This is a genomic window from Sphingobium anseongense (assembly GCF_037725245.1).
GTDB lineage: Bacteria > Pseudomonadota > Alphaproteobacteria > Sphingomonadales > Sphingomonadaceae > Sphingobium.
Genome location: NZ_JBBJUL010000001.1, coordinates 177432 through 191588 on the forward strand (window position 1 = coordinate 177432; position 14157 = coordinate 191588).

At 65.3% G+C, this 14157-nt stretch carries 14 protein-coding genes; 9 read left to right on the forward strand and 5 right to left on the reverse strand.

Annotated features, from left to right (window positions below; translation table 11 throughout):
* Nucleotides 1-29: 29 nt before the first annotated feature.
* Nucleotides 30-1283 (reverse strand): serine hydrolase domain-containing protein, encoded by a 1254-nt coding sequence (locus WG908_RS00845; RefSeq protein WP_340184657.1) that lies wholly within the window; start codon nt 1281-1283, stop codon nt 30-32.
* A gap of 125 nt (nt 1284-1408) precedes the next feature.
* On the opposite strand from WG908_RS00845, the gene WG908_RS00850 reads away from it, so the two are divergent.
* The 3 genes from WG908_RS00850 to WG908_RS00860 are packed head-to-tail and all read left to right on the forward strand — an operon-like array spanning nt 1409 to nt 5319.
* Nucleotides 1409-1918 carry an RNA polymerase sigma factor gene (locus WG908_RS00850; protein ID WP_340184658.1) on the forward strand — a complete coding sequence of 170 codons (510 nt, stop codon included), beginning with the start codon at nt 1409-1411 and terminating at the stop codon, nt 1916-1918.
* 58 nt (nt 1919-1976) lie between these two features.
* Nucleotides 1977-2900 carry a FecR family protein gene (locus tag WG908_RS00855; protein WP_340184964.1) on the forward strand — a complete coding sequence of 308 codons (924 nt, stop codon included), beginning with the start codon at nt 1977-1979 and terminating at the stop codon, nt 2898-2900.
* Nucleotides 2884-5319, forward strand: coding sequence for a TonB-dependent receptor (locus WG908_RS00860; RefSeq protein WP_340184659.1), 2436 nt, complete (start codon nt 2884-2886; stop codon nt 5317-5319). The genes WG908_RS00855 and WG908_RS00860 overlap by 17 nt, the downstream gene beginning before the upstream one ends.
* A gap of 610 nt (nt 5320-5929) precedes the next feature.
* Here the strand turns inward: WG908_RS00860 and WG908_RS00865 are convergent.
* Nucleotides 5930-6337 carry an EF-hand domain-containing protein gene (locus WG908_RS00865; protein WP_340184660.1) on the reverse strand — a complete coding sequence of 136 codons (408 nt, stop codon included), beginning with the start codon at nt 6335-6337 and terminating at the stop codon, nt 5930-5932.
* A 309-nt stretch (nt 6338-6646) separates the two neighbouring features.
* Here WG908_RS00865 and purB point away from each other — a divergent pair, with 309 nt between their 5' ends.
* The 5 genes from purB (at nt 6647) to WG908_RS00890 (ending at nt 11767) form a co-directional block, all read left to right on the forward strand.
* Nucleotides 6647-7960 (forward strand): adenylosuccinate lyase, encoded by a 1314-nt coding sequence (purB, locus tag WG908_RS00870; protein WP_340184661.1) that lies wholly within the window; start codon nt 6647-6649, stop codon nt 7958-7960.
* A gap of 91 nt (nt 7961-8051) precedes the next feature.
* Nucleotides 8052-8396, forward strand: coding sequence for a lipopolysaccharide assembly protein LapA domain-containing protein (locus WG908_RS00875; RefSeq protein WP_340184662.1), 345 nt, complete (start codon nt 8052-8054; stop codon nt 8394-8396).
* Nucleotides 8393-9067 (forward strand): orotidine-5'-phosphate decarboxylase, encoded by a 675-nt coding sequence (gene pyrF, locus WG908_RS00880; protein ID WP_340184663.1) that lies wholly within the window; start codon nt 8393-8395, stop codon nt 9065-9067. The genes WG908_RS00875 and pyrF overlap by 4 nt, the downstream gene beginning before the upstream one ends.
* Before the next feature lie 111 nt (nt 9068-9178).
* Nucleotides 9179-10186: a class 1 fructose-bisphosphatase gene (locus tag WG908_RS00885; protein ID WP_340184664.1), complete on the forward strand. Its 1008-nt coding sequence runs from the start codon at nt 9179-9181 to the stop codon at nt 10184-10186.
* Nucleotides 10187-11464: 1278 nt separating this feature from the next.
* Nucleotides 11465-11767 (forward strand): glycine zipper 2TM domain-containing protein, encoded by a 303-nt coding sequence (locus WG908_RS00890; RefSeq protein ID WP_340184665.1) that lies wholly within the window; start codon nt 11465-11467, stop codon nt 11765-11767.
* 76 nt (nt 11768-11843) lie between these two features.
* Here the strand turns inward: WG908_RS00890 and WG908_RS00895 are convergent, their stop codons facing one another.
* Together WG908_RS00895 and WG908_RS00900 are read right to left on the reverse strand one after the other, a co-directional pair.
* Entirely contained in the window at nt 11844-12119 is a 276-nt protein-coding gene (locus tag WG908_RS00895; protein WP_340184965.1) for a hypothetical protein, read from the reverse strand.
* A 146-nt stretch (nt 12120-12265) separates the two neighbouring features.
* Nucleotides 12266-12673, reverse strand: coding sequence for an EVE domain-containing protein (locus tag WG908_RS00900; RefSeq protein WP_340184966.1), 408 nt, complete (start codon nt 12671-12673; stop codon nt 12266-12268).
* Nucleotides 12674-12740: 67 nt separating this feature from the next.
* On the opposite strand from WG908_RS00900, the gene WG908_RS00905 reads away from it, so the two are divergent.
* Nucleotides 12741-13685, forward strand: coding sequence for an isopenicillin N synthase family dioxygenase (locus WG908_RS00905; protein ID WP_340184666.1), 945 nt, complete (start codon nt 12741-12743; stop codon nt 13683-13685).
* A 21-nt stretch (nt 13686-13706) separates the two neighbouring features.
* Here the strand turns inward: WG908_RS00905 and WG908_RS00910 are convergent, their stop codons facing one another.
* Nucleotides 13707-14090 carry a dihydroneopterin aldolase gene (locus tag WG908_RS00910; protein WP_340184667.1) on the reverse strand — a complete coding sequence of 128 codons (384 nt, stop codon included), beginning with the start codon at nt 14088-14090 and terminating at the stop codon, nt 13707-13709.
* Nucleotides 14091-14157 lie beyond the last annotated feature (67 nt).

The following is a 14157-nucleotide window of genomic DNA, read 5'->3' on the forward strand; positions in this document are numbered from 1 at the left end:
CGCGCCACCGGCAATCCTGCGGCGCAACATTAAAAAATGCTCCCTTTCACACCATTTCGGTCACCGTTTCGCTGCAACACCGCTGCCTGCACCTGCTGGCGCAATTCCGCCCTGACCGCCAGCGTGGCTGACGGCAGATGCTGGGTCATGAACAGGATGATCAGTGCCTCGACCGGATCAATATAAAAAGCCGTCGAAAAAATGCCGCCCCAATAATATTCGCCCGCGCTGCCGGGAACGATGCTTTGCGACGGGTCGGTGGTGACGGCAAAGCCAAGGCCGAAACCCGTGCCGGCATAGGTCGCCTCGCTGAACAGCGATGTCGACAGGCTGGCAAGATCGGCGCCGCCGGGCAACTGGTTGCGCCGCATCATCGCCATCGTTTCGGGCCGGAGCAGGCGCGCGCCGTCCAGTTCGCCATCGCGCAGCAGCATGCGGCAAAAGCGGTGATAATCGGCGGTGGACGACACCAGCCCCCCGCCCCCCGAAGCAAAGCGCCCCGACCGGCGCCAGCCGCTGCGCGCGCCGCGATCGGCCAGCGACAGGCTGCGGTCCTGCTCCAGTTGCCATGCGTCGGTCAGGCGGTCGACGCGGTCGTCCGTCACCTCGAACATCGTGTCGGGCATGTGCAGCGGATCGAAGATGCGCTCGCGCAGGCAGGTGCCGAGCGACAGCCCGGACAACCGCTCCACCACCACCCCCAGAACGTCGGTCGACACCGAATAATTCCACTGGTCGCCGGGCGAAAATTCCAGCGGAATGTCTGCGAGCGCAGCGATATACTCATCCGAACTGCGCGGCTGCTGAAACTCGTCCAGCCCGCGCTCGCGATACAGCGCGTCGATCGCGGTCTGCCGTTGCAGCCCGTAGGTCAGGCCCGACGTATGGCGCAGCAGGTCGATCATCAGCATCGGTCGCTTGAGCGGCGCACGTTCAAGCCCGACGGTCAGGCGCGAAAATTCCGGGATCACCCGCGCCACCGGGTCGTCGAGCGCGACCAGTCCCGCCTCGACCAGCATCATGAAGGCGACGGACGTGACCGGCTTGGTCATCGACGCGATGCGGAACAGCGCATCCGAACCGAGCGGTTCACCGCTTTGGCGCGCGCGCCCGCGACTGGCAAACAGCAGGGGCTGTTCACGGCGCGACACCATGATCTGGAAATGCGGCAGCCGCCCGGTCGCGATATATTTGCGGTCGAGAAAAGCGATCAGGCCCGCCAGGCGATCCGGGTCCATCCCCGCGCCGCGCGCCGCCGCCTCGTCAACCTCCTGTCCGTTCATTCACGCCGCCTTTCATGGGCGCAGGGCTAGCGAAAGCCCCCCGGCGCGTAAAGGCGGCGGATTGCCAGCCATGGAGCGGACGACTATGCCGATGCGCTCGCCCCTTACCGGATGGACCGCTGCGCATGGCTGGCCTGGCCGACGTCTTTCTTGCCCATCGCACCGCCCTGCTTCGTTTCCTGCGCGCGCGCGGCGCCGGGACAGAGGCGGAGGATCTGGTGCAGGACCTGTGGCTCAAGGTCGAAGGGCGCGATGGCGAGGATGTGGCGGATCCGCTGTCCTATCTCTATCGCATGGCCAATAATCTGATGCTCGACCGCTACCGGTCGATCACCCGGCGCGAACGGCGCGAACAGGATTGGGTCGATGCCGGCAGCGGCGTCATGGCGGAAGCCGCGGACGACAGGCTGGCGGACGAACGGATGATCGCGGCGCAACAGCTGGAGGCGGCGCGCGCCGTCCTGCGGGACCTTGGCCCGCGCGTCGAACTGGTGTTCCGCCGCTTCCGCATCGAAGGCGTGGGACAGCGCACCATCGCGCGGGAACTGGGGATCAGCCTGGCGACGGTCGAAAAGGACCTGCAAAAAGCCTATCGCGCGATGATCGCCCTGCGGCAGCGGCTGGATACGGAATGAACGGCGTGGCGGCGTCTGTGATGCCAGGGGACCAGATATGAACGGGGCACGCACCATGATCGAACAGGAGGAGGCGCTCGACTGGACGATCCGCACACGCGACCCCGACTTTCGCGACTGGGACGCCTTCACCCGATGGCTGGAAGCCGCGCCCGGCCATGCCGCCGCATATGATGCACTGATGCTCGCCGATGCGGACCTGCCGGCGCTGGTCCCCGCCGAACCGCTGTTTGCCGGCACCCCCGCCAACGATCGCGGCGCGCCCGCGTCGCGCTGGCGCTGGCGCTGGATCGGCGGCGGAGCGATCGCCGCGGCGCTGGTCGCGGCCCTGTCGATCGGCATGACCAACCGCGCCGACATCTACACGGTCGACACCCGCCCCGGCGAAGTGCGGGTGATAGCGTTGGATGACGGCACCCGGATCGAAATCAACGGCGGCAGCCGCCTGCGGCTCGACCATAACGACCCGCGCTTTGCCGCGCTGGACAGCGGCGAAGCGAGCTTCACCGTCACCCATGACGCCAGCGACCCCTTTCGCGTTACCGTCGGCGACACGGTGTTCGAGGATGCCGGGACCATATTCAATATCGTCCGCGCGGGCGACGCGACCCGCATCGGCGTGGCCGAAGGCGAGGTCATCTATAATCCCGACAGCGACGCCATCTCGCTGCCCGCCGGCCGGGCGCTGCGCGAGGACGGGCGCGGGCTGACGATCGTGTCGGTCGCGCCTGAAAGCGTGGCGAGCTGGCGGCAGGGGCGGCTCGCCTATGACAATGCGCCGCTCGCCGACGTGACCGGCGATATCGCCCGTTCGCTCGGGATCAGGATCGTCGGCGCGCCGCCGCTGCGCTTTACCGGCACGATCCTGCTGGACCGCGATCCGCAACGCTTTTTCGCGCGCGCCGCGCCGCTGCTGGGCGTGACCGCGCGACACACCCGCGATGGCTGGATTTTGAAGGAGAGGGATGGCCCGCAGAGCTGAGTTTGCCGTCCTCGCCGCCACGCTCGCATGCGCGCCCGTCCCGCCCGCGCTGGCGGCGGAAAGACCGTTGATCAGCATCGCCCAGGGACGCCTGGGCGATGCGGTGATCGCGCTCGGCCGCCAGACCGGCACCAGCATCGGCATGTCGGACCAGTCGCTCGCCGGTCTGCCCGTGCCCGCGGTCGGCGGCAGGATGAGCGTCGGCGCGGCGCTCGACCGGATGCTGCGGCGCACCGGCGCGCGCGCCGAACGGATCGACGCGACCAGTTGGCGGATCGTTCGCACTGCATCGCCCTCGCGCCCCGCGCCTCCGCCGCCCAGGGCCGATCCTGCCCCGCTCCCCGACCTGCCGCAGCCCGACATCATCGTCACCGCCTCCAAGCGCGACATTCCCCTGTCGCGCTATGCCGGCATGGTCGAACTGGTCGAAGGAGCGGCGCTGACCGGCGGCGAAGCGGCGGCGGGCACGGCGGCGCTGCTCGGTCGGGTCGCCAGCCTCAGTTCCACCCATGTCGGGTCGGGCCGCAACAAGCTGTTCATCCGCGCCATCGCCGATTCGGGATTTTCCGGCCCGACCCAGGCCACCACCGGCCAATATCTGGGCGACATGCGGCTCAACTATGCCGCGCCCGATCCCGACCTGCGGCTCTACGATGTCGGCGGGGTGGAGGTGCTGGAAGGGCCGCAAGGCACGCTCTATGGCGCGGGATCGCTGGGCGGCATATTGCGCGTCGTGCCCAACGCCCCCAATCTGGGCATCGCTAGCGGGCAGGTGTCGGCGGGGCTTACCGCGGTTCAGCACGGCGACATGGGCGGCGACATTGCCGGCGTCGTCAACCTGCCGATCGTCGCTGAAAAGCTCACCCTGCGCGCCGTGGCCTACGGCGTGCGCGAGGGCGGCTATATCGACGACAGGCGGCGGTCGCGCCGCGACGTCAACGACACGCGCATCGGGGGCGGCCGGGCCGCGCTGCGCTTCGCCCCCGATGCCGACTGGACGATAGACGTTTCCACCCTGTATCAGCGCACCGACGGCGATGACGCCCAATATGCGAGCCGCGATGTCGGTCGACTGGCGCGCGCATCGAGCGTCGCCCAGCCCTATTCCGCCGACTATATCCTCGCCAACCTGCGCGTCGAGCGGCAGTGGGACGATCTGCGGCTGGTGTCGTCGAGCGGCTATGTCCGCCATGCGATCGCCGAAAGCTATGACGCCACCCAGCCGGGCGATGTCCCCGCCCTGTTCCGCCAGCGCAACCGCATCGACATCATCTCGATCGAGAACCGGCTGATTCGCGATCTGGACAATGGCCTTGGCTGGATCATCGGCGCCGCTTATCTGGAAAGCCGCTCCGACATTCGCCGCTCGCTCACTTATTATGGCGACGCGCCCGGTTTCGCGTCGACCTTCCCCGGCATCGCCTTCACCGGACCCGGCATCCCCGCCACCGCGACCGGGGTGCGCAATCGCGTGACCGAAGCGACGCTGTTCGGCGAAGCCTCGTTCGAACCGGCCAAGGGGCTGATCGCGACGCTGGGCGGTCGCCTGACCCACAACCGGCTGAGTGGCAGGGCGATGGACCCCACCATGCTTCTTTCATCCGCCGATCTCGCCCGCGCCCAGGCGCAGGCCGACGCCAGGGAAACCATCTTCCTGCCTTCCATCGCGCTGCTCAGCGATGCGATCCCCGGCCTGACGTTCTACGCACGCTACCAGCAGGGCTTTCGTCCCGGCGGCCTCGCGGTCGACGACCAGCATGTTCAGCGGTTCCGCAATGATCGCATCGCGACCCTGGAAATCGGCCTGCGCAGGGGCAGGCCGGGTATAGATTCGCTCGCCTTTTCGGCCAATGTCGGCTGGACCGACTGGCGCGACATCCAGGCGGACCTCACCGACCGGCTGGGCCTGCCCACCACCGCCAACATCGGCGACGGACGCATCTACACGATCGAGGCGCGCGTCGTTGGCAGGCCGCTGCCCGCGCTCACGCTCGACGGCAGCATCATCTACAATGACAGCCGCCTCAGCCAGCCCGCATCGTTCCTGCGGACGCTGAAATATGGCGGACAGTCGCTGGCGCTGCCCAATGTCGCCGCCTGGGGCGGGCGGGCTGCCTTCGACTATCGGCTGGCCTGGGGCGACACGGTGCAGCTGCGCCTGTCGGGATCGGCCCGCTATGTCGGCAAATCGCGGCTGGGGATCGGCCCGGTGCTCGGCAACGTCCAGGGCGATTATGTCGATACATCGCTGTCGGCCGCATGGCGTCGCGGGCCGGTGGAGCTGTCGCTGACGCTCACCAACCTGTTCGACAGCACCGGCAACCGCTTCGCCCTCGGCACGCCGTTCGACCTTAAAGCCGGCTTTTACACGCCGCTGCGCCCGCGCACGCTGCGGCTGGGCATGGACTTTGCCTTTTGACGGACGCCGCGCCGTCATCTCGAAACGAAAAAAATTCCGCCCGTCGCATCGTGACGCGACGGTTCGCCAGGGCTTGCGGCGTCATAGCAGGGAATTGGCGGGCTTCACCCCACCCCCGGCCCGCCGGTCACGCCATGGCAACGCTCCCTCCCCCCCCCCGAGCGCCATGGCATCCCAAGGGAAGGGGCCAAGGGAAAGGGCGTCGCGGCCTGGGGCTGCGGCGCCCTTTTCATCGCCCGACCATCGGCATGTCTTCGTCTAAAATTATGCACCAGGCCGCGCAAAGCCAGTTCCCTTGTCCACAAATCTGTCCCATTATCGCCGGATATGACCAAGGATAGCAAAGCCGTAGCGCCGCAGGGCGCTGACACGCCTCCCCCGCCCGCGCCCGAAGCAGGCCCGCCGCCATCTCGCGGGAAAAAGGCCGCCTGGGTTGGTGCCGCAGCCGGAATCGGGTCGGCAGCCATCGTCGCGGCTTTGCTCTACGCGCGCAAAAGGCCCTGACCTTCACGCAAAAAAGTGATCCGATGGGGGCATCGGACCACTTTCCTGCGACCCTTGAGGGTTTGTTTGTCCCTGTCCTTCGCGACGGGGATTTCCTGGTTGAACCTTATCCGGCGCCGCCGCTAAGGTAAGTGACCAGCTCGGGCTTGCTGACGCTTTTGTTCTTGTCGGCGTCGGCGCTGGTAAACGCGCCGCTCGCCCATGCCGTGACCTGCTCGGCCGGCAACGCCTTCCCCGTCGCTTTCATTTCCTGGTCCTTGAGCGCCGTCATCCACCTGGAAAATTCGGGCTGGTCGAGCTGTCCGTCGCTATTGGCGTCGTAAGCGGGAAATTCGCTGTCGACGATCGCGGCGACGGAATTGGCGGGCGCGGCGGGGGTGGCGCCTTGCGGAGCGGCCGGAGCTGCCGGCTGCGCGGCCGATGCAGGCTCCTGCGCGGGGGCGGCGGTCGTGCTTTGCGCCAAAGCAGGCGCGGCAACCGCCAGTGCGGTGGAACAGAGAAGAATGCGAATCATATAATCATCTCCTGATCTTTTCGCCCTGACCGTCGCGGCTTTTGCACCGAACCGACAGGGACGAGTAGGACTTGCATGGATAACAAGTCATCACCCGGCCCGATCGTTCCCGCTTCACTCTCGCCCATCTCGTCTGATCGTCCGTTTTGGCTCGACCTGTCTCTCGCACGGGCTGTATTTGCGGCGAACCGACGCGAATGATGGCGCCATTACTCTGTCGATATTTGCCGCGCCGGCCGATTTGCCCCCGCGACCGCAGGCTGCTAGGCGGCGCGCCATCCACCCTTTCGACAAGAAGCAGGATTCGCCATGGTTCCGCGTTACGCCCGTCCACAGATGACCGCCCTTTGGGAGCCCGAAGCCCGCTTCCGCATCTGGTTCGAGATCGAGGCGCATGCGACCCAGAAGCTGGGCGAACTGGGCGTGGTGCCCCCGTCCGCCGCCCAGGCGCTGTGGGACTGGTGGGGCACCGATCCGGCAATCGACGTCGCCGCGATCGACGCGATCGAGGCGGTGACCAAGCATGACGTCATCGCCTTCCTCACCTGGGTTGCCGAACAGGTCGGCGACGAAGCGCGCTTCATGCATCAGGGCATGACCAGCAGCGACGTGCTCGACACCTGCCTCGCGGTCCAGCTCGCGCGCGCATCGGACATATTGATCGACGATATCGACAAGCTGCTCGAAGTCATCAAGCGCCGCGCCTTCGAACATAAGCTGACCCCGACCATCGGCCGCAGCCATGGCATCCACGCCGAACCCGTCACCTTCGGCCTCAAGATGGCGGAGGCCTATGCCGAATTCAGCCGTTGCAGGGCGCGGCTGGTCGCCGCCCGCGCCGAAGTCGCGACCTGCGCCATTTCGGGCGCGGTCGGCACCTTTGCCAATATCGACCCGCGCGTCGAGGCGCATGTCGCGCAAAAGCTGGGCCTCGCGATCGAGCCGGTTTCGACCCAGGTGATCCCGCGTGATCGCCATGCGATGTTCTTCGCGACGCTTGGCGTCATCGCTTCCTCGATCGAGCGGCTCGCGGTCGAAATTCGCCACCTCCAGCGCACCGAAGTGCTCGAAGCGGAAGAATATTTCTCGCCCGGCCAGAAGGGCAGCAGCGCCATGCCGCACAAGCGCAACCCCGTGCTGACCGAAAATCTCACCGGCCTTGCGCGCATGGTGCGCGGATATGTCACGCCCGCGCTCGAAAATGTGGCGCTCTGGCATGAACGCGACATCAGCCATTCGTCGGTGGAACGCTATATCGGCCCGGACGCGACGATCACGCTGGACTTCGCACTGGCGCGCCTGACCAGCGTCATCGACAAGCTGCTGGTTTACCCTGAGCGGATGATGAAGAATCTCGACCGCATGGGCGGCCTCGTCCACTCCCAGCGCGTGCTGCTGGCGCTGACCCAGGCGGGCGTCAGCCGCGAGGACAGCTACCGCTATGTCCAGCGCAATGCGATGAAAGTATGGGAATCCGACGGGGCGCTGTCGCTGCTCGAACTGCTCAAGGCCGACGCCGACGTCGCCGCCGCGCTGCCCGCGAGCGAGATCGAGGACAAGTTCAACCTCGATTATCATTTCGCCCAGGTCGACACGATCTTCGCGCGGGTTTTCGGCACCTGATCCTGCGCCTGGCGGGGCACACGGCGCGGGGCTTCCGCCTCTCGCCGAAATCGCCTAAGCTGCCATGTCGCAACAGCCAAGAGGATAGCCGATGCAATTCCTGAGGACTGCCTTCTGGGTCATTCTGGCGGTCGCGGTCGCGCTTTTCGGCAAAGCCAACAACCGTCCGCTGGAAATCAAGATCTGGGGCGACATCGTCTGGGAAACGCGCATCTGGTTCCCTATCCTGATTGCCTTCCTGCTGGGCGCGATCCCCTTCTGGATCAGCGCGCGGGCGACCCGATGGCGGTTAAGGCGTCGGCTGGAAAGCAGCGAAAAGGCGCTGGCCGCCGCCATCAGCGCGGCAACGCCGCCGCCGCCGCCCGTCTCCCCGCTCGACGCCCTGCCGGACGCCGGCCCCCTTCCCGTTTCCAACCCAGCCACAGGTCCAGCATGAGCAGCCCCCTCTACGTCGCGATCGACACACCCGACCTTGCAAAGGCGCAGGCGCTCGCCGGTCAGGTGCGGCGCCATGTGGGCGGTCTGAAGCTCGGTCTCGAATTCTTCTGCGCCAACGGCCACCATGGCGTGCATGAAATGATGAAGTTCGACCTGCCGATCTTCCTCGACCTCAAGCTGCACGATATTCCCAATACCGTCGCAAAGGCGGTGCAGTCGCTGCACGCGCTCCAGCCCGCGATCCTGACCGTCCATGCCGCCGGCGGCCGGGCGATGCTGGAGGATGCCAAGGCGGCGGCCGGGGTGAATACGCGGGTCGTTGCCGTTACCGTGCTGACTAGCCTGGACGATGCCGACCTGCTCGACATCGGCGTTGGCGGCCGCGCCGCCGATCAGGTCGCTCGCCTTGCCGATCTCGCGCGCACCGCGGGTCTGGACGGCATCGTCTGTTCGGGCGAGGAAGTCGCGGCGGCCCGGTCCGCCTGGTCCGATGGCTTCTTCGTCGTCCCCGGCGTTCGGCCGGCGGGCGGATCTATGGCGGACCAGAAGCGCGCCGTCACCCCGCGCCAGGCGCTCGATCGCGGTGCCTCGATCCTGGTCGTCGGCCGCCCGATCAGCCTCGCGCCCGATCCCGACATGGCCGCCCGCGAGATCGAAGCCACGCTTTAGGGGCTGGCCTTTTCCCCTGCGGCGAGGCTATGCAGCGCCCGAACCCGGACAATCCTTCCGATCTTCCCCCGGCGCGTCCATGCGCCCTCCAGACCCTGAGAGACCAGCCCCATGAAGCGCGCAACCCTGACCCGCTTTCTGATCAAGCAGCAGCGGTACGAAAACACCGTGCCCGCCGAGTTGCGCCTGCTGATCGAAACCGTCGCGCGTGCGTGCAAGACGATCAGCCATTCGGTCGGCAAGGGGGCGCTGGGCGAGGTGCTGGGCAGCCTCGACAGCGAAAATGTGCAGGGTGAAGTGCAAAAGAAGCTGGACGTCATCGCCAACGAATTGCTGCTCGAAGCCAATGAATGGGGCGGCCATCTGGCCGCCATGGCCTCCGAAGAGATGGAAACGATCCATCGCATCCCCAATCGCTATCCCAAGGGCGAATATCTGCTGCTGTTCGACCCGATCGACGGGTCGAGCAATATCGACGTCGACCTTTCGGTCGGCACCATCTTCTCGGTGCTGCGCGCGCCCGAAGCGGTGTCGGGCCGCGAAGTGACCGAGCAGGATTTCCTTCAGTCGGGCCGCCATCAGGTCGCCGCCGGCTATGCGATCTATGGCCCGCAGACCATCCTGGTGCTGACCGTGGGCACCGGCGTGTTCGAATTCACGCTCGATCGCGAAGTCGGCGCGTGGCTAATGACCGACAGCGACATGAAGATGCCGCAGGGCAAGTGCGAATTCGCCATCAACATGTCCAACCGCCGCCAATGGTCGCCCGCCGTCACACGCTATATCGACGAGCGGGTCGAAGGCGCGGCGGGGCCGTGCGGCCAGGATTACAACATGCGCTGGACCGCATCGATGGTCGCCGACGTTCATCGCATCCTCAAGCGCGGCGGCATCTTCATGTACCCGGCCGACCATCGCCATGAAAACAAGGCCAAGCTGCGGCTGATGTATGAAGCCAATCCGATGAGCATGCTTATCGAACAGGCCGGCGGCGCGGCGACCGACGGCTTCAACCCGATCATGGACCTTGAACCGCAAAGCCTGCACCAGCGGGTTGGCGTGGTGCTGGGCGACAAGGCCGAAGTGGAGATGGTGACCGCCTACGGCCGCGGAGCCTGAACGCAGGCCGCCTGCGCGCGCCCGCGAAGGGCGAGCGACATGTCTGCCGGCATTTCCCCGCCACGCGACGCAGCGCCAGAGCGCCCCTCCATCGCCGCTCGGGCGCGCCGGCAGAAGCACCATGCGCCTAATCGCGATCATTCAACATCCGTTCGGGCTGAGCGAAGTCGAAGCCCTCGCCTGAGCGCAGCGAAGGCGCTTCGCCCGCGGCTCCCGGCGAACGGTCATGATCAGGGGGCGATCACTTCAGATGGCATGATATTCGTTCGTGCCAAGTAGAGACCGAGCGTGTCGAAGGCTCGTATCGAAGCATCCGCGCCCATCTCTGTCCGTCGATATGCCATGTTGTCGGCGCTCCATGGCTGCTCGGAGCCTGCCGCGCAAAGGCGAGGGAGAAATCAGGCATCCCACTCCAGATACGCTGCGAACCGCCGGCATCACCCAACGTCCGGTCTGGCTGAGCGAAGTCGAAGCCTTCTCCTGAGCGCCGCGAAGGCGCTTCGCCCGCGGCTCCCGGCGAACGGTCATGATCAGGGCGCGATGTTCCTGGCCGAGTCGGGAAAGACCGCAATCGACCATCCACGCCGGTCCCTTGCAACATCATGCTTAAGGGGCGCCGGCTCGCCCGTATGACAAATCGCCAGCACTCTATCCGGCCCGAAACGCAAAATGGGGGCCGGCATCGCTGCCGGTCCCCATTTCGGCCAGACAGATCGCGTCCTTGTCCCTTACGGGTCCGGCGCGCCTTGCCTTGCGTCTCGCTTATGGGGGCGCAAACGCCCGCATATCGCGTTGCTAGAGGGAGCGGAACGTGCGTTCCAGGCCCTGTCGCGGCCCTTTCCATGTCGGTCTGGCGTTCACTTGCGCGCGCACACGACTTACGTGGGTCGGGTCATCCGTTATAGTCATGATCCTTACGGAACATTTCCGGTAACGGATCATCGAGCTGACATCCAAGCGCTTGGTTTCCCTTGCACTTTTTGCTTTGGATTTCTCCGCTGCTGCGTCATCCGATAATCAGATGGTCTCACCATTTGCGAGTCGCTCCAAGCGAAATCGACATGAGCAGGACAGCCATCCATCAAAATTGTGGATAAGTCTCGCATGCTCCTTTCCGATACGGCCGCAAACAGCGTTCCATCGCCTGCCAGCACCGCCTGAACCCGAAATTTATCCGAACAAAAGCAGTGGCTTGATTTGTTGTCTCAGGTTCATGCAACCTGGATCAATCTCCACGGGTTCACATCGCAAATCACGCTTGTCTGGAGGAGATTTCTCATGCGTAACGCCATTCTCGCCGTTGCCGCCCTGTCGGTGGCCATTCCCGTTTCGATGGCGCTGCCGACCGACGAGGTGCAGGCGCGCAAGCATCACCGCCATAGCGAATGGCGCGGTCGCGACGGTCGCACCTATTGCCGCAAGTCCGATGGCACGACCGGCCTCATCGTCGGCGGCGTCGGCGGCGCGCTGCTGGGCCGCACCATCGACACCCGTGGCGATCGCGCGACCGGCACCATCCTGGGCGCTGCCGGCGGCGCGCTGCTCGGCAAGGAAATCGACAGCAAACGCCGCTGCCGCTGATCCAGAGCCGAAAAAAGGGGCGGCCCTCATTGCGAGAGCCGCCCCTTTTTTGCGTTCGACCGAAGCGTCCGAAGCGTTACTTCGCTGCGTCGCGCGCCTCTTCGACATCGAAAGCGATGCGCTGGCCGCCCGACTGGCCCGACACCTTGCCATCCTTGACGGCCAAGTTGAAGGCGACGCTATCGGGATAGCGACGACCCGAAATGACCTGACCGGTCTTGGTGTCCTTCACCTCATAGACATAGGTATACCCTTCATGGGTGAAGCGCTTCTTGCCGGCTTCTTCCGCACCGGCGGGAGCGATGGCGACAACACCGGCAAGAGCGCCGGCAACAATGAACTTGGACAGCATTCGCATAGGATTCTCCTTGGGAATGCCGATCAAACACCTCGGAAATATTATATTTTGTTGAGGCCCGGTATCATGTTGCAACGCAATAGAGACAATCGCAAAATGCGTTCAGGCAATTGCACCAAATGCAATCGCAGCGCGGATGGTCACCGCTTCGCCAGCGCCATGATATGATCGAACTCCGCCTTCGTCACCGACGATACCGACAATCGGCTCAGCCGCAGCATCTCCATCCCCGCCAGTGCCGGATCGGCCTTCATCGCCTTTAGCGTCACGGCTTTCGCCAGCGGCTCGCGCGGGGCGACATGCACCGCCACCCATTTGCCGGTTTCGTCGGTGCTGTCGGGGCCGGCCTCCTCGACTATTTCCATCACGCCCACCGCCTCGACGCCGATATTGCTGTGATAGAAGATGGCAAGGTCGCCCTTCTTCATCGCCATCATGTTCAGCTTGGCGCTGTGGTTGCGCACGCCGTCCCATTCGGCGCGCCCCTTTTTCACCAGGTCGTCATAGGAAAAGACATCGGGTTCGGATTTCATCAGCCAGTATCGCATCGCTTCTCCTTGCATCAGCGGCGTGGCGCGATCAAGGATCGCGGGCAGCGAAACGGAGCCTTTCGACATGACGGATGCTGTTCTGGACCAAGTGCCGCTGCTTTCGCTCACCCGCCTTTCGGGCGGCGAGTTCGCCACGGCGTTCGGACGCTCGTTCGAACGGTTCGGTTTCGCCATCGTGTGCGATCATGGCATGGACCAGGCGCAGATCGACCGGGGATGGGCGTTGGCGCGGCGCTTCTTCGCCCTGCCCGATGCGGTCAAGCGCCGCTATGACGCCGCCGCCAATGGCGGCCAGCGCGGCTATACCGCCTTCGGCACCGAAATCGCCAGGGGCGCCCTGGCAAGCGACCTCAAGGAATTCTGGCATGTCGGCCGCGAATTGCCGGTCGGCGATCGGCTCGCCACGGTCATGCCGCCCAATGTCTGGCCGCAAGAGATCGCCGGGTTCCAGGCCATATTCACGCGCCTTTACGCCGAATTCGATCGCGTCAGCGCACGGCTCCTGTCGGCCATCGCGCTTTATCTCGGCCTGCCCGAACGCTGGTTCGACACGGCGATCGACAACGGCAACAGCGTGCTGCGGCTGCTCCATTATCCCCCCGTGCCCCAGGATGCGCCCGGCGTGCGGGCGGGCGCGCATGAAGATATCAACCTCATCACCCTGCTGCTGGGCGCGGAGGAAGGCGGCCTGCAACTGCGCGACCGCGCCGGCAACTGGTTGCCCGTGGAGCCGCCGCCCGGCGCTCTGGCGATCAATGTCGGCGACATGCTGGCGCGGCTGACCAACTACCGCCTGCCCTCGACCACTCACCGCGTCGTCAATCCGTCGCCCGAACGGCGCGGCCATTCGCGCTATTCGATGCCCTATTTCCTGCACCTGCGGCCCGATTTCGTCATCGACGCGCTGCCGCAATGCGTGGACGAAGCCCATCCCCGGCGCGATCCGCCGATCAGCGCCAACGACTATCTGACGCAAAGGCTGGTCGAAATCGGCCTGATCAAGCCCTGATCAAACGCCGATCCGCAGCGCCTATCTGCGCCACCGCGACAGGGTGATGCCGATTTCCTCGCCGCGCTCGCTCAGCGCCAGCTTGACGATCTTCACCTCGACATGGCGCACCTTGTCATCCTGAAGGAAGACGGTGTCGATGATATGGTCGGCCACCGCCTCGATCAGGGTGAAATGCACGCCTTCGGGCAGCGCCGCTGTCGCTGCATGTTTAAGGTCCATGTAGTTTTTGGACGCCGACAACGGCGTGACCGGATCATAGCGGTCGGCATGGCGCAACAGCGCGCGGATCGAAATGCGCAGCGGCTGGGGAAGATGCGTTTCTTCCGAATAGATGCCCGTCAGCACATCGACATGCAGATTGTCGACCGCCAGGGTCAGAACGTCCTCATTGGGGATGGTCATTGGCTCGCCGTCAACAGGGCCGCGCCGGGTCGGGATGGCGGCCACATAGTCCTTTTATTTTCACGGC

Coding starts and splice junctions, on each gene's coding strand:
- WG908_RS00865 (WP_340184660.1), bottom strand. CDS start 6,337: ATGATTCGCATTCTTCTCTGTTCCACCGCACTGGCGGTTGCCGCGCCT.
- WG908_RS00845 (WP_340184657.1), bottom strand. CDS start 1,283: ATGAACGGACAGGAGGTTGACGAGGCGGCGGCGCGCGGCGCGGGGATG.
- WG908_RS00875 (WP_340184662.1), top strand. CDS start 8,052: ATGCAATTCCTGAGGACTGCCTTCTGGGTCATTCTGGCGGTCGCGGTC.
- WG908_RS00900 (WP_340184966.1), bottom strand. CDS start 12,673: ATGCGATACTGGCTGATGAAATCCGAACCCGATGTCTTTTCCTATGAC.
- pyrF (WP_340184663.1), top strand. CDS start 8,393: ATGAGCAGCCCCCTCTACGTCGCGATCGACACACCCGACCTTGCAAAG.
- WG908_RS00905 (WP_340184666.1), top strand. CDS start 12,741: ATGACGGATGCTGTTCTGGACCAAGTGCCGCTGCTTTCGCTCACCCGC.
- purB (WP_340184661.1), top strand. CDS start 6,647: ATGGTTCCGCGTTACGCCCGTCCACAGATGACCGCCCTTTGGGAGCCC.
- WG908_RS00885 (WP_340184664.1), top strand. CDS start 9,179: ATGAAGCGCGCAACCCTGACCCGCTTTCTGATCAAGCAGCAGCGGTAC.
- WG908_RS00850 (WP_340184658.1), top strand. CDS start 1,409: ATGGCTGGCCTGGCCGACGTCTTTCTTGCCCATCGCACCGCCCTGCTT.
- WG908_RS00895 (WP_340184965.1), bottom strand. CDS start 12,119: ATGCTGTCCAAGTTCATTGTTGCCGGCGCTCTTGCCGGTGTTGTCGCC.
- WG908_RS00910 (WP_340184667.1), bottom strand. CDS start 14,090: ATGACCATCCCCAATGAGGACGTTCTGACCCTGGCGGTCGACAATCTG.
- WG908_RS00890 (WP_340184665.1), top strand. CDS start 11,465: ATGCGTAACGCCATTCTCGCCGTTGCCGCCCTGTCGGTGGCCATTCCC.
- WG908_RS00860 (WP_340184659.1), top strand. CDS start 2,884: ATGGCCCGCAGAGCTGAGTTTGCCGTCCTCGCCGCCACGCTCGCATGC.